This window comes from Planococcus sp. FY231025, assembly GCF_052078085.1.
Taxonomy (GTDB): Bacteria; Bacillota; Bacilli; order Bacillales_A; family Planococcaceae; genus Planococcus.
This window is the reverse complement of sequence record NZ_JBQJJG010000015.1, coordinates 1-19,802: the sequence shown is the minus strand read 5'-3', so window position 1 is coordinate 19,802 and position 19,802 is coordinate 1. Positions and strand designations below refer to the sequence as shown.

24 protein-coding genes, 1 rRNA gene and 2 other annotated features are annotated in these 19,802 nt (G+C 48.0%); all 25 genes read right to left on the bottom strand.

The features are described 5' to 3' along the window. Window positions 1-146 precede the first annotated feature (146 nt). Window positions 147-749 (bottom strand): class I SAM-dependent methyltransferase, encoded by a 603-nt coding sequence (locus ACTL32_RS17885; RefSeq protein WP_441342734.1) that lies wholly within the window; start codon window positions 747-749, stop codon window positions 147-149. A gap of 128 nt (window positions 750-877) precedes the next feature. Continuing rightward, on the bottom strand, window positions 878-1,237 hold the full coding sequence (gene rplL, locus ACTL32_RS17880) for a 50S ribosomal protein L7/L12 (protein WP_441342733.1): 360 nt from the start codon (window positions 1,235-1,237) through the stop codon (window positions 878-880). A 55-nt stretch (window positions 1,238-1,292) separates the two neighbouring features. Continuing rightward, a complete protein-coding gene (rplJ, locus tag ACTL32_RS17875) occupies window positions 1,293-1,793 on the bottom strand; it encodes a 50S ribosomal protein L10 (protein ID WP_441342732.1) in 501 nt (166 codons plus the stop codon). 35 nt (window positions 1,794-1,828) lie between these two features. After that, window positions 1,829-1,976, bottom strand: a sequence feature (ribosomal protein L10 leader region). 43 nt (window positions 1,977-2,019) lie between these two features. After that, window positions 2,020-2,715 (bottom strand): 50S ribosomal protein L1, encoded by a 696-nt coding sequence (rplA, locus tag ACTL32_RS17870; RefSeq protein WP_441342731.1) that lies wholly within the window; start codon window positions 2,713-2,715, stop codon window positions 2,020-2,022. Window positions 2,716-2,820: 105 nt separating this feature from the next. Beyond that, window positions 2,821-3,246, bottom strand: coding sequence for a 50S ribosomal protein L11 (gene rplK, locus ACTL32_RS17865; RefSeq protein WP_033542812.1), 426 nt, complete (start codon window positions 3,244-3,246; stop codon window positions 2,821-2,823). A gap of 163 nt (window positions 3,247-3,409) precedes the next feature. Next, on the bottom strand, window positions 3,410-3,943 hold the full coding sequence (gene nusG, locus ACTL32_RS17860) for a transcription termination/antitermination protein NusG (RefSeq protein WP_204893693.1): 534 nt from the start codon (window positions 3,941-3,943) through the stop codon (window positions 3,410-3,412). A 101-nt stretch (window positions 3,944-4,044) separates the two neighbouring features. Next, window positions 4,045-4,230, bottom strand: coding sequence for a preprotein translocase subunit SecE (gene secE / locus ACTL32_RS17855; protein ID WP_204893692.1), 186 nt, complete (start codon window positions 4,228-4,230; stop codon window positions 4,045-4,047). A 59-nt stretch (window positions 4,231-4,289) separates the two neighbouring features. After that, window positions 4,290-4,436, bottom strand: a complete 147-nt coding sequence (gene rpmG / locus ACTL32_RS17850) for a 50S ribosomal protein L33 (protein ID WP_204893691.1) — start codon at window positions 4,434-4,436, stop codon at window positions 4,290-4,292. Window positions 4,437-4,506: 70 nt separating this feature from the next. Further along, on the bottom strand, window positions 4,507-5,157 hold the full coding sequence (sigH, locus tag ACTL32_RS17845) for an RNA polymerase sporulation sigma factor SigH (protein ID WP_204893690.1): 651 nt from the start codon (window positions 5,155-5,157) through the stop codon (window positions 4,507-4,509). A 68-nt stretch (window positions 5,158-5,225) separates the two neighbouring features. Then, window positions 5,226-5,735, bottom strand: a complete 510-nt coding sequence (locus ACTL32_RS17840; RefSeq protein ID WP_204893689.1) for an NYN domain-containing protein — start codon at window positions 5,733-5,735, stop codon at window positions 5,226-5,228. 4 nt (window positions 5,736-5,739) lie between these two features. After that, window positions 5,740-6,492 (bottom strand): 23S rRNA (guanosine(2251)-2'-O)-methyltransferase RlmB, encoded by a 753-nt coding sequence (gene rlmB, locus ACTL32_RS17835; RefSeq protein WP_441342730.1) that lies wholly within the window; start codon window positions 6,490-6,492, stop codon window positions 5,740-5,742. Then, entirely contained in the window at window positions 6,489-6,908 is a 420-nt protein-coding gene (locus ACTL32_RS17830) for a Mini-ribonuclease 3 (protein ID WP_441342729.1), read from the bottom strand. Before ACTL32_RS17830 ends, rlmB begins: the two co-directional genes overlap by 4 nt. Window positions 6,909-6,912: 4 nt before the next feature. Next, window positions 6,913-8,313, bottom strand: coding sequence for a cysteine--tRNA ligase (cysS, locus tag ACTL32_RS17825; protein ID WP_441342728.1), 1,401 nt, complete (start codon window positions 8,311-8,313; stop codon window positions 6,913-6,915). Then, entirely contained in the window at window positions 8,310-8,972 is a 663-nt protein-coding gene (cysE, locus tag ACTL32_RS17820; RefSeq protein ID WP_441342727.1) for a serine O-acetyltransferase, read from the bottom strand. Before cysE ends, cysS begins: the two co-directional genes overlap by 4 nt. 60 nt (window positions 8,973-9,032) lie before the next feature. Then, window positions 9,033-9,251: a binding site (T-box leader), on the bottom strand. 41 nt (window positions 9,252-9,292) lie between these two features. Further along, window positions 9,293-10,756, bottom strand: a complete 1,464-nt coding sequence (gene gltX / locus ACTL32_RS17815; protein WP_441342726.1) for a glutamate--tRNA ligase — start codon at window positions 10,754-10,756, stop codon at window positions 9,293-9,295. Window positions 10,757-10,795: 39 nt separating this feature from the next. Beyond that, window positions 10,796-11,296: a 2-C-methyl-D-erythritol 2,4-cyclodiphosphate synthase gene (gene ispF / locus ACTL32_RS17810; RefSeq protein WP_441342725.1), complete on the bottom strand. Its 501-nt coding sequence runs from the start codon at window positions 11,294-11,296 to the stop codon at window positions 10,796-10,798. Between the two features lie 2 nt (window positions 11,297-11,298). Further along, window positions 11,299-11,988: a 2-C-methyl-D-erythritol 4-phosphate cytidylyltransferase gene (gene ispD, locus ACTL32_RS17805; RefSeq protein WP_441342724.1), complete on the bottom strand. Its 690-nt coding sequence runs from the start codon at window positions 11,986-11,988 to the stop codon at window positions 11,299-11,301. A gap of 13 nt (window positions 11,989-12,001) precedes the next feature. Further along, window positions 12,002-13,102: a PIN/TRAM domain-containing protein gene (locus ACTL32_RS17800; protein WP_441342723.1), complete on the bottom strand. Its 1,101-nt coding sequence runs from the start codon at window positions 13,100-13,102 to the stop codon at window positions 12,002-12,004. Window positions 13,103-13,195: 93 nt separating this feature from the next. Continuing rightward, complete coding sequence (gene radA / locus ACTL32_RS17795; protein ID WP_441342722.1) at window positions 13,196-14,575, bottom strand: DNA repair protein RadA; 1,380 nt, start codon at window positions 14,573-14,575, stop codon at window positions 13,196-13,198. 62 nt (window positions 14,576-14,637) lie between these two features. Next, window positions 14,638-17,094 carry an ATP-dependent Clp protease ATP-binding subunit gene (locus tag ACTL32_RS17790; protein ID WP_441342721.1) on the bottom strand — a complete coding sequence of 819 codons (2,457 nt, stop codon included), beginning with the start codon at window positions 17,092-17,094 and terminating at the stop codon, window positions 14,638-14,640. After that, on the bottom strand, window positions 17,091-18,182 hold the full coding sequence (locus ACTL32_RS17785; protein WP_441342720.1) for a protein arginine kinase: 1,092 nt from the start codon (window positions 18,180-18,182) through the stop codon (window positions 17,091-17,093). Before ACTL32_RS17785 ends, ACTL32_RS17790 begins: the two co-directional genes overlap by 4 nt. Next, the gene (locus tag ACTL32_RS17780) at window positions 18,172-18,705 is read right to left on the bottom strand and encodes a UvrB/UvrC motif-containing protein (protein WP_441342719.1); all 534 of its coding nucleotides are present in this window, start codon (window positions 18,703-18,705) and stop codon (window positions 18,172-18,174) included. The genes ACTL32_RS17785 and ACTL32_RS17780 overlap by 11 nt, the downstream gene beginning before the upstream one ends. An 11-nt stretch (window positions 18,706-18,716) precedes the next feature. Further along, window positions 18,717-19,187, bottom strand: coding sequence for a CtsR family transcriptional regulator (locus ACTL32_RS17775; RefSeq protein ID WP_204893676.1), 471 nt, complete (start codon window positions 19,185-19,187; stop codon window positions 18,717-18,719). A gap of 156 nt (window positions 19,188-19,343) precedes the next feature. Beyond that, complete coding sequence (locus ACTL32_RS17770) at window positions 19,344-19,592, bottom strand: hypothetical protein (protein WP_441342718.1); 249 nt, start codon at window positions 19,590-19,592, stop codon at window positions 19,344-19,346. A gap of 134 nt (window positions 19,593-19,726) precedes the next feature. Then, window positions 19,727-19,802: ribosomal RNA gene (gene rrf, locus ACTL32_RS17765) — 5S ribosomal RNA — on the bottom strand; the annotation flags it as partial.

Genomic DNA, 19,802 nt, shown 5'->3' with positions numbered 1-19,802 from the left:
AAAGACAAAAAGAAAACGAAGCTGACTGAGAGCTCATTTTCTGTATACCTGTGGTTGCGTGTCGCCATGCCATGCCCTAAAAAGGGCAAACGACCTCAAAATAATAATTTTGCATTTCATTATAATAACATAGGCGTTTTGTCAAGTCAAACTTTTCTCGCCTCAAAAATAAAGTACCCCTTCTTCTTATCCGCTGTACGGCAATTCCCGAAAAGTTCCTCTAATTTATCCTGCGTCGAGGGTGCTCCCTGTTTTTTCTGGATTACCACCCAAAGCGACCCGCCTTGCTCAAGCTTCGCATATGCTTCTTCATAAAACCGGAAGATCGTCTCTTTTCCTGCGCGGATTGGCGGATTGGTCAAAATCGACGAAAACCCTTCCTCTTCAACAGAACCCAGCCCGTCACTTTCATAGATACGGACGTTTCCGACTCCGTTTTTTTCGGTGTTTTTTCTAGCCAGTTCAAGGGCGCGTGTGTTCACGTCTACCATATGAACTTCTTTATGGGGAAATGTTTTGGCGATGGCCATTCCGATCGGCCCGTACCCGCAGCCGACATCCAAAATCGGCCCTGACAATTCCGAATCCTCGAACGCTTCGATCAGCAGCCGGGAACCGAAATCGATTTCACCTTTGCTGAATACGCCTGCATCTGTCTGGAAATGGAATTTCTCGCCCCGCAATGTATATGTCCATTCTCGAGGGTTGCTTTTTGTTTGAGGATTTTTGGAATAATAATGCTCTGACACATGGAGTCCTCCTTACCGTTCTCAACTCATCACGAAATCTGCCCGGCATTTTCGAATTTAGAAAGAAGAAAAAGCCCGTCGGTAAAGATACTGACGAGCTTTCTTTCTTATTTCATGAAAAGCTGAAATTATTTAACTTCTACTGAAGCGCCAACTTCTTCAACTTTAGCTTTGATTTCTTCTGCTTCTTCTTTAGAAACGCCTTCTTTAAGAGCTTTAGGAGCTTCGTCAACTAGTGCTTTAGCTTCTTTCAAGCCAAGGCCAGTAACTTCGCGTACCGCTTTGATTACTTTGATTTTTTGATCTCCAGCAGAGTTCAAGATTACGTCGAATTCAGTTTGCTCTTCCTCAGCAGCACCGCCAGCAGCAGCTGCAGCAACAGGAGCAGCAGCAGTTACGCCGAACTCTTCTTCGATTGCTTTTACTAGGTCGTTAAGTTGAAGAACTGTCATTTCTTTGATTGCGTCTAAGATTTGTTCTTGTGTCATTATAGTTTCCTCCTATGGAAAGTTGATTTTTTGTCGTGCTTATCCGGCTAACTTATTAAGCGCCTTGTTCTTCTTTGCTGTCCGCAACTGCTTTCGTGATTGCAGCGAAGTTGCGCACTGGTGCTTGAAGTACGCTGAGTAGCATAGAAAGTAGACCTTCGCGTGATGGAAGTTCTGCCAATGCTTTAACATCTTCTGCAGATGCTACAGTGCCTTCGATGATACCCGCTTTAATTTCAAGCGCTTCGTTCTTTTTAGCGAAATCGTTGATGATCCGCGCTGGTGCTACTACATCTTCGTTAGAAAATGCAATTGCATTTGGTCCTGTAAAGTGTTCGTTGATCGCTTCAAGTCCATGCATTTCTGTTGCACGGCGAGTCATTGAGTTTTTGTAGACTTTGAACTCAACGCCTGCTTCACGAAGCTGTTTACGAAGTTCTGTCAATTGAGCAACGTTCAACCCACGGTAATCAACAACTACAACTGAAGCTGCAGCATTGAATTTGTCAGCGATTGTTTGCACAACTACTTTTTTCGTTTCAACTGCTTTGGTCATTTGGGCACCTCCTATAGATTTTTCATTCGTACCGTCCGTCCATAAGAAAAGCCTCTGGTCTTTACAGACACAGAGGCATAATATCAGCATCAAAAAGATGTCAACTGAATTCATCATGTCCTCGGCAGGGATAAATTAAGCGGCTGGCGCCCCTGCTGTCTGCGGTACAAATATACTTTTTACAACTTCGCTAGTTTAGCAAAGCGCAAAAGATTTGTCAATACTCTTATTTCCCTACAGTAGTAGCATCTACTTTTACAGCAGGCCCCATTGTAGTTGTTACGTTTAGAGATTTGATGTAGACGCCTTTAGCAGCCGATGGCTTCGCTTTAAGAACTACATCGTAGATCGCTTCCAAGTTTTCAGCAAGTTTGCCGTCTTCGAAAGAAACTTTCCCGATTGGTGCGTGGATGATACCCGTTTTGTCTGCACGGTATTCCACTTTACCAGCTTTGATTTCTTGAACAGCTTTTGTTACGTCAAATGTAACTGTGCCTGTTTTCGGGTTTGGCATCAAGCCTTTTGGCCCTAGAACGCGTCCAAGTTTACCAACTTCACCCATCATGTCCGGAGTTGCAACGATTACATCGAAGTCAAACCATCCTTGCTGGATTTTTTGAATATATTCAGCGTCGCCGACGAAATCTGCGCCTGCTGCTTCAGCTTCTTTAAGTTTTTCGCCTTTAGCGAAAACCAATACGCTTTGAGTTTTACCAGTACCGTTTGGAAGCACTACAGCTCCACGGATCTGCTGGTCGTTCTTGCGCGTGTCGATTCCAAGACGGAAAGCGACTTCCACTGTTGCATCGAAGTTTACTGTGCTTGCTTTTTTCGCAAGTTCGATCGCTTCTTTAGCATCGTAAAGTTTTGTGCGGTCGATCAATTTTGCTGCTTCTTGCAGCTTTTTTCCTGTTTTAGCCATTTTAAACGTCCTCCTTGTTGTGGTCTAACGGTTTAAACCTCCCACGATTAAAGGCTGCGCGGTTCAATTTGAACTCGCGCAACCCATCCAAAAACAACTGCCGTATTAGTCTTCGATTGTAATGCCCATGCTGCGAGCAGTACCTTCAACCATCAACATTGCAGCTTCAACTGAAGCAGCATTTAGATCTGGCATTTTAGTTTCTGCGATTTCGCGAACTTTGTCGCGTTTCACAGTCGCTACTTTATTGCGGTTCGGTTCGCCTGAACCTGATTCAATACCGGCTGCTACTTTAAGTAGAACAGCTGCGGGTGGAGTTTTCGTAATGAAAGTAAATGAACGGTCTTCAAATACCGAAATCTCAACTGGAATGATCAGTCCTGCTTGATCTGCCGTACGCGCGTTGAACTCTTTACAGAAGCCCATGATGTTAACACCTGCTTGACCCAATGCTGGACCAACCGGTGGCGCTGGATTAGCTTTTGCTGCAGGGATCTGCAATTTTACAACTTTAATCACTTTTTTAGCCACGAAACACACCTCCTTAAGTCCGTGATGTGGTAATAGGGTTTCCCCTCCCACTCAATATCTCTGTCAACTATGTTGATAGAATTAGTTTATCCTGTACAAATTGTCTGATGACAGTCTGACCTATGAAATGATAACACTTCCCGGGCAGAATAGCAAGCAGCTTTTAAATTTTTTGGGCTTGGTCGAAATCAAGCTCCATTTTCGTTTCCCGGCCGAAGATATCGATGGAAACTTTGACTTTGCCTTTTGTTTCATCGATTTCTTCCACTTTCCCTTGGAAGTTCGCAAACGGCCCTTCCATGACTTCGACGGTATCGCCGACTGCAAAGTCAATTTCCACTTTGCGTGAAGACATGCCCATCTGTTTCAGAATGAAATCAACTTCTTCATCCAATAGCGGTGTCGGCTTTGCGCCCCCGCCAGAAGAACCGATAAAGCCAGTGACGCCTGGCGTGTTTCTGACAACATACCAAGACTCATCTGTCATGATCAATTCCACGAGCACATAGCCCGGGAATGTTTTGCGCATGACCGTACGTTTTTTGCCGTCTTTGAAATCCGTTTCCTGTTCTTCCGGGATGATGACACGGAAGATCTTGTCTTGCATGCCCATCGTTTCGACACGCTTTTCCAAGTTTGCTTTCACCTTATTTTCGTAACCGGAATACGTGTGGACTACATACCAATTTTTCTCCATATTCGTTCGGACTAAGCGTCCATCCCTCCTTTTTCTCCAAATGAAAAAACCCGTTCTCGACTACTGACGGGCTATTTTTTCGTGTTATTTTTGTGTGCGCCTTAAAGCGCCAAGAACCAGCGGAATAATTCCGAAATGCCTGTATCAATCAAAGCGAAGAAAAGAGCCATGAAAATAACCGTTGAAAGAACGACTACTGTGTAGCGAGTCAACTCTTTGCGTTTCGGCCAGCTTACTTTTCTCATTTCCGTGACGACGTTCTTCAAGAAACTGCCAATGTTGCCCATTGTTTAAAAAACCTCCGAATTTCAAAATCACTCTATATCGTTCGGCATTCACTTAAAATTCATATCGTTTGTTTATGCACGGTATGCCCATTGCAATGAGCACAGAATTTATTAAGTTCCAAACGTGTGCCAGGTTCCGATCGTGCCGGGACCGTGTAATTGCGGGATGCACATTTCGAGCAGCTTAAAACGATTTTTTTAGCCATTTTTCTCACCCTATTCGAGTTTTCAGCTTTTTCAAGGGTATCACCTTAGCACTAGGCTGTCAACTGCACTTCAGGACGTTCGGGTCTCGTCAAATTGGAGATGCCTTTCCAATTTCCGTTTCACGCGCTGGAGCGCATTGTCGATCGACTTGACATGGCGTTCTAATTTTTCCGAAATTTCCTGATAGGATTGCCCGTCCAGGTAAAGCGCCAGCACTTCCCGTTCAAGCGTGCTCAGAACTTCCCCCATCTTCGCTTCCATATACAAGAATTCTTCATTGTTGATCATCAGCTCTTCCGGGTCATCGGCTCCGTTGCCGGTCAGGACATCCATCAGCGTCCGGTCGGATTCCTCGTCATAGATCGGCTTGTCGAGCGACACATACGAATTCAGCGGAATATGCTTTTGGCGCGTCGCTGTCTTGATCGCCGTGATGATCTGGCGGATGATGCACAGCTCAGCAAAGGCGCGGAAAGATGACAATTTATCACTGCGGAAGTCGCGGATGGCTTTGTACAAGCCGATCATCCCTTCCTGGATAATATCTTCCTTGTCCGCTCCGATCAGGAAATAGGAGCGTGCTTTCATCCGGACAAAGTGCCGGTACTTCGTAATTAAAAAATCCAAGGCCTCAGTGTTTCCGCTGTGGACTAAGCTAACAAGTTCCTCATCTGTCATTTCTGTGAATCGTTGGGCTTGAACTTGCTCTTGATTTAGCACGGCTATCCCTCCGGTTGCGAGCCTCGATACCCTCAGTATACAGGAAGGAAAAATTGAGCGTCAACCTATCATTTCTGGCCTCGGCGCCATTTTTCGAAAATTTCCGCTACTTCATCCGACAGCATGATTTTAGAGAACGCACGCTGCTCCTGGATTTCTTTTACTTTTTTTGTAATATTTTTTTGGATTTCAATCATTTCAATTTCTAGTTCACGCGCCGATATGCGGAGCGCCCCTTTGCCGAAAATCACCCGCTGTTCGGTCATATCGGAAGTCGCCACATAAATCTGGTCCCTCCGGTTGTTCAAGCTTGTAGCAAGTTTTTCAATCTGCTCGTCTGCCGTCTCGCTTTCCCGGGTGTAGATCACTTCAATATCATGCCGGCGGTTTTTCGCTTCGATGCCGGGTACAAGGTGGGCGTCAAAAATGATGATGACGCGCCATCCTTTATAGCTTTGGTATTCAGCCATCAGCTCGATCAATCGGTCCCGGGCTTCGGCAAGCTTCTCTTTTTTCAATTCCTGCAGTTCTGGCCAATCCCCTATGATGTTATATCCATCAACCAGTAGAATGTCCATGGCATCAACCCAGCGGATTCCGCTTCCGGTAGACTTCGTACATGAGCAGGCTTGCCGCAACTGAAGCGTTCAGCGAAGTAACGTGGCCTGTCATCGGCAGTTGATACAGGAAGTCGCATTTGTCCCGCAAAATACGGCTCATCCCTTTTCCTTCGCTGCCGATGATGACAGCCAGCGGCAGATTGGCATCCATCCGGCGGTAATCGACCGACTCTTTTGCATCGGTCCCGGCAATCCAAACGCCGCGTTTTTTCAGCTCGTCGACCGTCTGGGACAAATTGTTGACTCGCACGACCGGCACATGTTCGATTGCACCAGTCGATGATTTCGCAACAACAGCCGTCAGCCCGACTGCCCGCCGTTTAGGGATAATCAAGCCGTGGACCCCGATGGCATCCGCCGTCCGCATGATCGAACCGAGATTATGCGGGTCTTCCAGTTCATCAAGGATCAGAAAGAACGGATCTTCCGAACGGCTGGACGCCGCTTCGAACAGGTCGTCAAGCTCTGCGTAATTATAGGCTGCCACAGCCGCCGCAATCCCTTGGTGATTGGAATCAGTCAAGCTGTCGATTTTCTTCTTCGGCACAAACTGCACCAGCACGCCTTTTTCTTTTGCCAATTGCAGCAATTCGGTGATCCCTTTTTTCTGGACGCCTTCTGCTATCCAGATTTTATTGACATCGCGGTCGGCACGCAGCGCTTCGAGCACCGGGTTTTTGCCGCCGATGATTTCAGGCGTTAGCTCTTCGCTCATTTCACCACTCCTCTCAACTCTTCAATGATCTCGATGGCATAGCGGACGATCTCATTCACCCGCTCCTGCCGCTCTTTCAAGTACAGCCAGCCCAGCACCGCTTCGAACGCGGTACTGAAATTATAGGTTTGGACGTCCGTATTTTTCGGCACCGAGCCGGACTTGGCGTTGCGGCCGCGCCTCATGACCGCCAGCTCCTCTTCCGATAGAAACTCCTCTTCCGTCAGCCGTTTCAAGACCACAGCCTGCGCTTTGGCGGAGACAAATGTGGTGGACAGGCGGTGAAGCGTATTCGGCTTGACCCGCCCCGAGCGCAGAAGGTGCTCCCGCACTGCCTGCTCGTATACCGCATCCCCCATATAAGCGAGTGCCAGCGCGTTCAGCTGGTCGACGTCCTGATTGCGTAAAACATTCATGTCCTTATCCTCTTTTCCAGCGCGTGCCCTGCGCTGTATCTTCCAAAATGATGTTTTTCTCTTTGAACAAATCACGGATTTCATCCGCCCGTGCGAAATCGCGGTTTTTGCGGGCTTCGATACGTTCTGCAAGGAGCGCTTCCACCTCTTCATCAAGCAAGTCTTCCGCTTGTTGGAACGGCAAGCCAAGCACGCCGGCGAGCTCATCAAACATGTCAATGAAAGCCTGCAGCACTTCAGTGGACGTCTGTTTCTCTACCAAATAGGTGTTCGACAGCTTCGACAAATCGAAAAGCTTGGAAATGGCATTTGCCGTATTGAAATCGTCATCCATCGTTTTGACGAACTCGGCTTTGATGGCTTCCATTTTCGACAGCCAGATATCCGAATGGTCGCCGAGGCCGGCGGACGCTTCCAGCCGGTGCTTCAAGTTGCCGTAGGCAGTCCGCAGCCTCTCAAGCGCCGCGATGGCATCTTCCACCAATTGCTGTGAATAGTTGATTGGATGGCGGTAATGGACGGACAGCATGAAAAAGCGCAGTACCTGTGGATCAAGTTCTTTTAGAATGTCATTGACCAGGACGAAATTGTTCAGCGACTTGGACATTTTTTCATTGTCGATGTTGATGTAGCCGTTATGCATCCAATAGCGGGCAAACGGTTTGCCGGTCAACGCCTCCGACTGGGCAATTTCGTTTTCGTGGTGCGGGAATGTCAGGTCCTGCCCGCCGGCATGGATGTCGATCGTGTCCCCTAAGTGTTCACGGGCCATGACCGAGCATTCGATATGCCAGCCCGGGCGGCCTTTGCCCCATGGGCTGTCCCAGGAAATCTCTCCTGGTTTCGCTGTTTTCCATAGCGCAAAGTCGAGGGCGTCTTCTTTTTTGTCGCCGGTTTCAATGCGTGCCCCGATTTTCAGTTCGTCGACCGACTGATGGGACAGTTTGCCATAGCCGTCGAATTTACGGGTCCGGTAATAGACATCGCCCTGCGATTCATAGGCATACCCTTTTTCGATCAGCGCTACGACAAATTCGATAATCTGCGGCATGTGGTCCATAACGCGCGGATGCACATCCGCTTCGCTGCAACCAAGTGCTTTCGTGTCTTCGAAGTACGCTTGGATAAACCGCTCCGCGATTTCCGTCACTTCTACACCAAGCTCATTGGCCGCTTTGATCAATTTGTCGTCGACATCGGTGAAATTGGAAACATACGTTACGTCATAGCCGCGGTACTCCAAATAGCGGCGGACCGTATCATAGACGATGACCGGGCGCGCATTGCCGATATGGATATAGTTGTAGACGGTCGGACCGCACACATACATTTTCACTTTTCCCTCTTCGAGCGGGATAAAATCCTCTTTTTGCCGGCTCAATGAATTAAAAATCTGGATCGTCATTGCAATCTCCCTGCTTTCTTCTGCTCATTTTTCAATCGTTCTATTTCCAGCTGCAATGCAGCAATTTTCGCTTCCATGCTGTCGCATTTGTCCATGACCGGATCCGGCATGTTTTGGTGGTTCAGATCCGGCTTCACTTTCACGCCGTTTTGCATGACCACTTTGCCCGGAATCCCCACAACTGTGGAATTCGCCGGAACGTCTTTCAGCACGACAGAGCCGGCGCCTACTTTAGAATTCTCGCCGATGACAATGGACCCGAGAACTTTCGCTCCTGTCGCCACCAATACACCGTCTTCCAATGTCGGATGTCGTTTGCCGCGTTCCTTCCCGGTCCCTCCAAGCGTTACCCCTTGGTAGATGGTGACGTCGTTGCCGATGATGCAGGTTTCTCCGACCACGACCCCCATGCCATGGTCAATAAAGAACCGCCGGCCGATCACTGCGCCCGGATGGATCTCGATGCCCGTGAAAAAGCGGCTGATCTGGGAAATGAGCCGGGCAAGGAAAAACCATTTTTTCTTGAAAAAATAATGCGCGATGCGATGTGCCCATATGGCGTGCAGGCCCGCATATGTCAAAACCACTTCCCAATAGTTGCGGGCAGCAGGATCCTGTTCAAAAATAACCTCGATATCTTCTTTCATTCGCTTCCACATACTTTCCTACTCCTTTCTTATCATTCTCGGCAAAATAAAAAACGCCCCTGTCAATTAAATGACAGAGACGCTTTTCTGCGCGGTTCCACTCTGATTAGAAAGGGTGCTGGACCCTTTCTCTCTCGAAGCCTTTAACGCAGGCGACACGTCTGGTCTACTCGATTCGACTCAGCACTCAGAGAGGCATTTCGATGCAGCAGCGGCCCGGATCCCTTTCAGCCGGTGAGGACCCTCTCTTCGGAGCTTGCTGCATGTACTTCTTCTCGTCAACGTTTTATTGATAGTAAATTTATTGTACCTCTTTTGAAGGAGAAGTCAATTTACGCGCTCGCAAATTGGGCAACGCGGGCAATCGTCTTTTCTTTCCCGAGAAGCGAAATCGCATCCGGCAATTCCGGCCCATGCATCTGGCCTGTCGTCACGACGCGGATCGGCATGAAGAGATTTTTCCCTTTATGGCCGGTCGCTTTTTGCACCGCTTTGATCGCCGCTTTGATGTCGGCTGCTTCGAATGTTTCCAGGTTTTGGAGCTGCTCTTTGAACGAGGCCATCACTTCCGGCACCTGCTCTCCCGCAAGGATCGCTTTTTCATCTTCTTTGAATGCGATCTCGCCCGTGAAGAACACTTCCGTCAATTCCGTGATTTCGGCACCGAAGCTCAACTGGTCATGGTACAAGGCAATCAGCTTTTCTGCCCATTCCGTCTGCTCTGCCGTCAAGTCCTGCGGCAATTTGCCGTCTTTCTGCAAATGCGGCAGCGCCAGTTTCACCACGTCTTCAAGCGGCATCGCTTTGATGTACTGGTTGTTCATCCACGTCAATTTCTGCTTGTCGAACATCGATGGCGATTTTGACAAACGGTTGACGTCGAAGATGCGGATCAGCTCCTCTTTCGAGAAGATCTCTTCTTCGCCTTCCGGAGACCAGCCGAGCAGCGCGAAGAAATTGAACAATGCTTCCGGAATATAGCCCAGGTCTTTGTATTGTGAGATAAACTGAAGGATCGATTCGTCGCGCTTCGATAATTTCTTGCGCTCTTCATTGATGATCAACGTCATATGGCCGTAGACCGGGTGCTCCCAACCGAAGGCATCGAAAATCATCATCTGTTTCGGTGTATTCGATAAATGCTCTTCCCCGCGGAAGACATGTGAAATCTTCATCAAGTGGTCATCGATGACTACTGCGAAATTATATGTCGGAATGCCGTTTGTCTTTACCAGCACCCAGTCGCCTACGTCTTTTGATTCAAATGCGATCGGCCCGCGGACCAGATCTTCAAACTCATACGTTACGTCAGCCGGCACTTTCATGCGCAATGTATACGGCATGCCCGCCGCTTCTTTCTCAGCCACTTCTTCAGCCGTCAAATTGCGGCAAGTCCCGCTGTATTGAGGCGCAGCAATCCCAGAAGCTTTCTGGGCTTCCCGCTCCGCTTCCAATTCTTCTGCTGTACAGAAGCATTTGTAGGCAATGCCTTTTTCCAACATTTGACCGGCATGCTCCTTGTACGTATCCAACCGCTCCATTTGGCGGTAAGGACCGTATTCCCCGCCGATGTCCACTGATTCGTCATACTCGATGCCAAGCCATTTCAGGTTGTCGAGCTGGGACAATTCACCGGTTTCGATGTTCCGGGCAATATCGGTGTCCTCGATGCGGACGATGAACTTGCCGTTGTTATGCCGTGCATATAGGTAATTGAAAAGCGCTGTGCGAGCTCCGCCGATATGCAAGTGGCCTGTCGGGCTCGGAGCGTAGCGTACGCGTACTTCTTGTGTCATTAGATTTCCTCCTCAATTGATAACAGTATTTCTATTCTATCACTCAGGAACGTCCAGCGAAAGCGGGCGTTGCACCAATAAAATCACAGCGAGCGCAGCAATGCCTTCTTCGCGGCCGGTGAATCCCAGATGCTCAGAAGTTGTCGCCTTGACATTGACCTGCGAGACATCGGCCTCGAGCAAGCCGGCAATCGACTCCCGCATCGCTTCGATATAAGGAGCCAGTTTCGGTTTCTGTGCAATGACCGTGCAATCGACATTGCCCAGTTCATAGCCCTGTTCTTTTACGTATTCCCAAATATGCGTCAACAGTTTTTTCGAATCCGCATCCTTGAATTCCGGATCGGTATCCGGAAAATGCTTGCCGATGTCCCCGCCGCAGATGGCACCAAGCGCAGCATCTGTGATGGTGTGCAGCAGCACATCTGCGTCCGAGTGGCCCAGGAGCCCTCTATCATGTGGAATTTCAATACCGCCCAAAATGAACGGCCGCCCTTCAGCTAATTGGTGTACATCATAACCTTGACCTATTCGTATCATTATTATTCCTCCTGTTTCCGGCTCTCCAAGATGGCTTTTCCATAAATCAGATCTTCCGGAGTAGTCATTTTTACATTTTCATACGTACTTTCGACAATATGTACAGGCAATCCCATACGTTCCACCAACATGGCTTCGTCTGTGCCGAGGAATCCTTCCTCGTGCGCCGCCTGCGCCGCGTTCAGCAGCAGTTCATAGCGGAAGGCCTGGGGCGTCTGGATCATCCACAGCTGTGCCCTGTCGACCGTTTCCGTGATAACGCCTCCCGCTGCCTTCTTGATGGTGTCTTTCACCGGTACGGCAGCAATTGCTGCGCCCGTCGCTTCCGCTTCGTTCACAAGCTCGTCGATTACATGCTGCGCGATGAAAGGCCGCGCAGCATCGTGCACCAGCACAACGCCACAAGGCGGAACCGCTTCAAGACAAGCTCTTACACTGTCCTGCCGCTCCATTCCGCCTTGTGCATAGCCTTTTACTTTGCTGATCCCATAGTCGTTTACATACCGTTCAATGGTTGCCCGCTCGTCCGCTTTGACGGCAAGCCAAATCGCTTCACACTGCGGATCCTGTTCGAACACTTCCAACGTATAAATGAAAATCGGTTTTCCGAACAGCTCCAACAGCAATTTATTCTTATCTGCTTTCATCCGCTTCCCGCTGCCTGCAGCAGGAAGCACGACTGTATAGTTCATATTGCGACATCCTTTATCCATTCATTGAGGCTTGGCGCCCTTCGCGCGGCTTCGCGAAAATCATGCGGCCCGCTGAAGTCTGCAGGACGCTTGTGACCGTCACGTCGATGGCTTGGCCAATATAGCCTTTGCCGTCTTCAATGACGATCATCGTTCCGTCATCCAAATAAGCAACACCCTGGTTCTGTTCTTTGCCGTCCTTGATGACCACCACGTGCATATCTTCGCCGGGAATGACGACCGGCTTCACTGCATTCGCCAAATCATTAATATTGAGCACCGGTACATTGTGCAGTTCGCAGACTTTATTCAAATTAAAATCGTTCGTCACCACTTGCCCGCCCATTTTCTTGGCAGCGCGCATCAGCTTCATATCGACTTCCGCGACTTCGTCAAAGTTTTCTTCAGTGATCATGATGGCGCCTTCGCGCTCCGATTGCAGGCGCTTCAATATATCCAATCCGCGGCGCCCGCGTGTCCGCTTCAGCGTATCCGAAGAATCGGCGATATGCTGAAGTTCCGACAGCACGAAATGCGGCACCACAAATGTGCCTTCCATGAATCCCGTCGCCGAGATATCCGCAATCCGTCCATCGATGATCACGCTCGTATCTAATAATTTATAAGAAAATTTCTCCACCGGCTCTTCGATCTCCGGTTTCTTTTGGCTATTGCCCAGCCTTTGCGGCGTCAACATGCCGACAATCTCTTCCCGTTTCTTGAAGCCGACCTGGAAGCCGAGATAACCGAGGACCACAGACAAGATAATCGGGGCCGCTGTAGCAACAAGAGGAATGTCGATGGTATTCAGCGCAAATCCGATAAGGAAAGCCACAACCAAACCGATGATCAGCCCGACGGTCCCAAACAGCAGATCCGGAGTCGGGGCATGAAGAAGTTTTTCTTCCATCCATCTCATGAACTTGACGATGACATCCGCGAACAGCAGGGAAAGCAGGAAGAAAATAGCTGCGCCAACCAAGGCCGCAACAATGGCATTATTGGCCCAAGGATTGTCGAGAATAGGAATAAGTTCAAACACGTAAGGCAAAAATATGATTCCGACGGTAGCACCAATAAGCAAAAATAAAATCTGGATAATTCTTTTTAACATAGACTCCACCTCCTTTTTAATAATTATACACTTTTTGTATTAGAAACGCTTTTAAGACCTTTATATGTAAATAAAAAGGAGGCAGGCGCCCCCTTATTGTTGTGGAAAAATCTCTTTCAATGCCTGATTAACACTTTCAACACCGACTACACGGATGCCTTCCGGATAATCCCAGCCGCCCAAATTGGAAGCCGGCACAATCGCCCGCTTGAACCCGAGCTTGGCCGCTTCCTGAACGCGCTGTTCAATCCGTGACACCCGGCGGACTTCGCCGGTCAGCCCGACTTCGCCGATGATGCAATCATAAACGTTCGGCGCAATGTCGCGGTAGCTTGAGACGATGCTGGCCAGGACGGCCAAATCGATTGCCGGCTCGTCCAGCTTTACCCCACCTGCCACTTTGATATAGGCGTCCTGTGCCTGGAGCAGCATGCCGACCCGCTTCTCGAGCACTGCCATCAACAGCGATACCCGGTTCTGGTCGATACCCGTCGCCATTCGCTTCGGATAATTGAAGCTCGATTGCGTCACCAATGCCTGGATTTCCACCAGGATCGGCCGCGTTCCTTCCATGGAAGCGACAACCGTTGAGCCGGCTGCCCCGCTTGAGCGTTCTTGAAGGAATAATTCGGAAGGGTTCAGCACTTCCTTCAAGCCATCCTGAAGCATTTCGAAAATCGCAATTTCATTGGTTGAACCGAAGCGGTTTTTTACACTCCGCAAGATCCGATACGTATGGTGGCGCTCCCCTTCAAAGTAAAGCACCGTATCCACCATATGCTCCAATATCCGCGGTCCGGCAATCTGCCCTTCCTTCGTTACATGCCCCACCAGGAAGATGGCAATATTCTTCGTTTTCGCAATACGCATCAATTCTGCAGTGCTTTCCCGCACCTGCGTCACGCTTCCCGGTGCTGAGGTCACTTCCGGATGGTGGACCGTTTGGATCGAATCGACAACGACAAAGTCCGGCGCCACTTCCTCGATGGTATTGTGGATCATTTCCAGATTGGTTTCTGCGTAGATGAACAATTCAGAAGAAGACGCATCCAGCCGTTCTGCCCGGAGCTTTGTCTGGCGGATCGATTCCTCACCTGAAATATAAAGCACCCGGCTTCCGCTATTGGCAAGCATTGCTGAAACTTGAAGCAATAACGTCGACTTCCCGATTCCCGGGTCTCCGCCGATCAAGATCAGCGAGCCCGGCACGATTCCGCCGCCGAGCACCCGGTTCAGTTCACCGAGCTTCGTCTCGACCCGCGGTTCTTCCTGCGTTGCGATGGCATTGATCGGAGTGGCTTTTTGGGAAACCGATGCAGAATGCTGGAAAGCACCGCGCGTCCCTTTCGGCACCGCCACTTCCACTTCTTCCACCATTTGGTTCCATTCTCCGCAACCTGGACATTTCCCCATCCATTTCGCTGATTCATAACCGCACGATTGGCATATGAATTTCGATTTTTTCTTAGCCATAAGTGCCTCCCTTTTCATATAAAAAACGCCCGCCGAAAATCCGGCGAGCGGAATGAGATTTTTTAATCCGTGATTTCCTGTTTTTTAGGTTCTTCTTGTACGCGAATGACGAATTCATCTTCTTCAACATCAAACACGATGTGCTGTCCGGCAATCGCTGTGCCTTTCAACAGCTCTTCAGACAAGCGGTCTTCCACATGCTTCTGAAGGGAGCGGCGTAGAGGACGAGCCCCATATTCCGGATCATACCCTTCTTTTGCGATTTTTTCAAGCGCCGCCTCTGTCAGTTCAAGATCAATGTGCTGCTCTTTCAAGCGATCGATCAACTGCTGAGACATCAAATTAACGATCTTGCGCAGATCTTCGCGTTCGAGCGAGTGGAATACAATCATGTCATCGATACGGTTCAAGAATTCAGGACGGAATGCTTTTTTCAATTCAGCCAGCATTTTCGTCTTCATATCTTTGTAACCCGTTTTTCCGTCTTGCAGATTGAATCCGACAAATTTATTGTATTTCAGCTCTTCTGCCCCTACGTTTGAAGTCATGATAATCACGGTATTGCGGAAATCGACTCTGCGCCCTTTGGAATCTGTCAAACGTCCATCTTCAAGCACTTGCAAGAGGATGTTGAAGACATCCGGATGCGCTTTTTCAATTTCATCAAGCAAGACAACAGAATAAGGTTTTCTGCGGACTTTTTCAGTCAGCTGGCCGCCTTCTTCATAACCGACATAACCTGGAGGCGAACCGACAAGGCGTGAAGTCGAATGTCTTTCCATGTACTCGGACATATCGATGCGGATCATGGCATCTTCATCACCGAACATCGCTTCTGCAAGCGCCCGCGCCAATTCTGTTTTACCGACACCCGTAGGCCCTAGGAAGATGAAGGAACCGATTGGGCGTTTCGGATCTTTCAAACCGGCACGTGCACGGCGGATAGCTTTGGATATTGACGTTACGGCTTCTTCCTGGCCGATTACCCGGTTATGCAAGAGTTCTTCCAAATTCAACAACTTCTGAGATTCTGTCTGTGCCAATTTCGAAACCGGTACGCCAGTCCACATGGATACTACAGCTGCAATATCTTCCACGGTCACTTCAGACTCTTCTTTGCCTTGTTTTTCTTTCCATTCTTTCTTCGTTTTATCCAGCTGCTCTTTTAACTTCTGTTCAGCGTCGCGCAATGCTGCAGCTTTCTCGAAAGCCTGGCTCTGGACAGCAGCGTTCTTTTCATTGCGTGCCACTTCCAGTTTATCCTCCAGCTCTTTTAGATCCGGCGGAGTCGTATACGAGCGGAGCCGTACCTTAGAACCCGCTTCATCAATCAGGTCAATCGCTTTATCCGGCAGGAAGCGGTCTGAAATGTAACGGTCTGACATAACCGCAGCCGCTTCAATCGCTTCATCTGTAATTTTCACACGGTGATGGGCTTCATAACGGTCGCGAAGGCCTTTAATGATCAGAATGGATTCAGCAACTGTCGGCTCGTCCACTTGAATCGGCTGGAAGCGGCGTTCAAGCGCTGCATCTTTCTCGATATATTTGCGGTATTCATCCAAAGTTGTTGCGCCGATGCACTGCAATTCCCCGCGCGCCAATGAAGGCTTCAGGATATTCGATGCATCAATTGCACCTTCTGCTCCGCCTGCGCCAATCAATGTGTGAAGTTCATCAATGAACAGAATAACGTTTCCGGCCTGGCGGATTTCATCCATCACTTTTTTCAAGCGATCTTCAAATTCTCCGCGATATTTCGTGCCGGCAACAACTGTCCCCATATCAAGCACCATTACGCGTTTGTCGCGCAAAGTTTCCGGCACTTCATTATTAACCACTTGCTGTGCCAAGCCTTCAGCGATAGCCGTTTTACCAACGCCCGGCTCTCCGATTAAGACAGGGTTATTCTTCGTTCTACGGCTGAGCACTTCAATGACACGCGTAATTTCCTTGCTTCGGCCGATTACCGGATCCAAGCTGCCTTCACGGGCTACTTGCGTCAAATCACGCGCCAAACCATCTAAGGTCGGGGTGTTGGCTGAAGCATTCGGGCTGCTGCCTGTGCTGGAAGCCTGTTCGTTGCTGCCCAATAATTGCAGAACTTGCTGGCGCGCCTTGTTCAAGCTGACGCCTGCATTTCCAAGAACACGGGCTGCCACGCCTTCGCCTTCACGAATAAGTGCAAGAAGCAAATGCTCTGTACCGATATATGAGTGGCCTAATTTACGCGACTCGTCCACAGACAGTTCAATTACTTTTTTCGCTCTTGGCGTATAGTGGACGATCGGGCCTACATCTTTTTCACCGACGCCTACAAGCTCTTTGACGCCTTCTTCGATCAATTGTGTATTAACGTCAATGGCTTCAAGTGCCTTTGCCGCAATCCCGCCGCCTTCGCGGATCAAACCTAGTAGAATGTGTTCTGTTCCAATGGATTCGTGTTTCATGCGGATAGCTTCTTCTTGTGCTAACTGAAGAACCTTTTGTGCCCGTTGTGTAAATCGATTTAACATCATACAAAATCCTCTCCTTTGTTAGTTACACTTGCTTTGGTCAATCGCTCGCGGAACAGCTTGGCGCGGGCAATATCCCGTTCCTTTGGCTGAAGCGGCTTTTCTGAATACTGCTGAAGAAACGCAGGCTGCATGAATATCATCAGCTCATTCAATATGGACATATCCATTTCTTTTATCATTTTCAAGTCAATCCCCAGCCGGACATCTGACAAACAAGTCGCCGCTTCTTCAGTCGTCAACAGGCGCGCATTCGTCAACACGCCCAATGAGCGGTATATCCGGTCTTCAAGCGCCAAAGGCGAATTGCTTAGAATCGCTTTTCTGGCTCGCCGTTCCTGTTCGATGATTTGATTGGTCATATTCTCCAGATCATGCAATATCTCATACTCTGATTTTCCTAAAGTCACCTGATTTGAAATTTGATAGACATTGCCAAGTGCTTCGCTGCCTTCCCCGTAAATACCTCTTACCACCATTCCTAAACGTGATATCGCCGGAATAATACGGGCAATTTGTTGAGACATGGTGAGAGCAGGTAAATGCAGCATCACAGAAGCTCTCATTCCAGTACCTGTATTAGTCGGGCAACTGGTTAAATAGCCGTATTTCTCATGGAAAGCAAATGACAGATGCTTCTCCAGCAGAGTGTCCAATTGATTGGCCACCTGATAAGCTTCTTTTAAATGAAAACCTGATTTCAAGCTTTGTATTCTCAAATGGTCTTCTTCGTTGATCATGATGCTAAGTTCTTCATTTTCCGATATTACAACTGAGCCCGAATGAGTTCCATTTGCCAAATATGGGCTGATTAAATGCTTCTCCACTAGAACATCGCGTTGCAGCTCTGAAATGTCCGAAATAGCAATATGAGTAAAGGAATGGGAAAGCTCTTTTCCTCGATCAATCAGAACCGATGAAATCTCTTTGTCCACCTTTAATGCTTCGTCTTCAGTATAAGCATATGGAAATTTAAAATCATTTAAATTGCGTGCCAAACGGATTCTTGTGCTCAATGCAATATCAGCATTTTCTCCATTATTCTCCATCCAGCTGCTTGCTTTCGGTTGAAGGAATCGATCAATTTCCATCTGGCAGACCTCCTTCAAGCTGAAGGTTCAACTCTTTAATTTCATCCCTTAGTCGGGCTGCTTCTTCAAAGTTCTCTTCTGTTATGGAAATTTGTATTTGTTTCCTTAATTCTTCAATTTCTTTTTTTATCTTTAGAGTGCTGCCATAAGAAGCTGGAATTTTTCCGGTATGAACCGAATTTCCATTGTGGAACCTTTTAAAGATACCATCCAATTGAGAGTCAAATGCTTCATAGCAAGATGCACACCCGAACTTTCCGAGTTCCAAAAATTTCGAGAAAGTAAAACCGCAGACGGGACACACTGCTACTTCCTTTTTCACAGGATTGATAGAATTTTGCTGGGTAGGGAACCAATGAGACAACAACTGATGAATGGCTAAAGGATCTTGTTCAAAAGCAACATTCAGGTTATGGTTCTCAGCTGCGCAAATGTGGCATAAATGCCTTTCTGTCATGTTTCCCTGCGCCATTTGTTTAACTATCACAGATGCGGGTCTTTTTCCGCATTGGTCGCAGATCATCTTATCACCTCTCAAGAGTTCGACTGATGTTTTAAAGTAAAGAGCATAGCTATGAGTATGCGAGCCCTTACTTCATCGCGCACTGGAAGCGGCAACATAAGCGTAGACCGGTCTATAGCGCTTAGTATAAGCTTTGCCTCCCGCTTCGAAACGATTTCTTCATCGAGCAGCCGGAAAACTATATCCTCGGCCATGCTTTGAGGAGCACCATGCTCGAGCCTATTAATAACTTCTGACAGGACATCCGATTTTTGATGCAATCTGATGCGTTTAATCCGGATATATCCACCGCCGCCTCTTTTGCTCTCTACTAGATAACCTCGGTCAACGGTAAACCTGGTATTGATGACGTAATTTATTTGAGAAGGGACACATTGAAACTTTTCAGCAATTTCATTTCGCTTAATTTCAATATATTCTCTCTCGCTTAATTCTATAACCTCTTTTAAATACCCTTCAATTACGTCTGAAATATTGCGCACCGCCATCACCTCTTTGGTACTTAATAAGCCAAAGGTTGACTTTGACTATATTTGACTTAATTATACACCATCCTTTTTTAAGATATCAAATACTATGATTCATAGTGGATGACAAAAAAGAGCCCCGAGATTTCTGACTCCCGAGACTCTTATAATTTATTCTTGATCCATTATTCTTTTAATAAAATCTTTCGTATGGCTTGAAGCAGATTTAGTTTCTTCTTCTCTATATTTAGTTCTCCACTTGGTTCCTTCACGCCAAATTTCTACCACATCACCTTGGCTTACATCATGTGAAAAGTCTGATACCGGGAATGTGAATTGTTCTGAATGGCTTTCCAAAGGCGTTAAAAGTGCCGTACGTTTATCAATAGTTTCAACTTTATATAAACCTGGTTTCATCATTATCACCTCTCTTTAAGTTTTCCCATTCGGTGCATGCTTTAACCATAGAAATCCATTTAATATATTCTTCCTTTATATTCTCTTGAAAAAACCACAAAAAAGCCGCTACCTTTTCAGGTAACGGCCTTCAATATGCCCAGCGGCGTCCTACTCTCACAGGGGGAAACCCCCAACTACCATCGGCGCAAAAGAGCTTAACTTCCGTGTTCG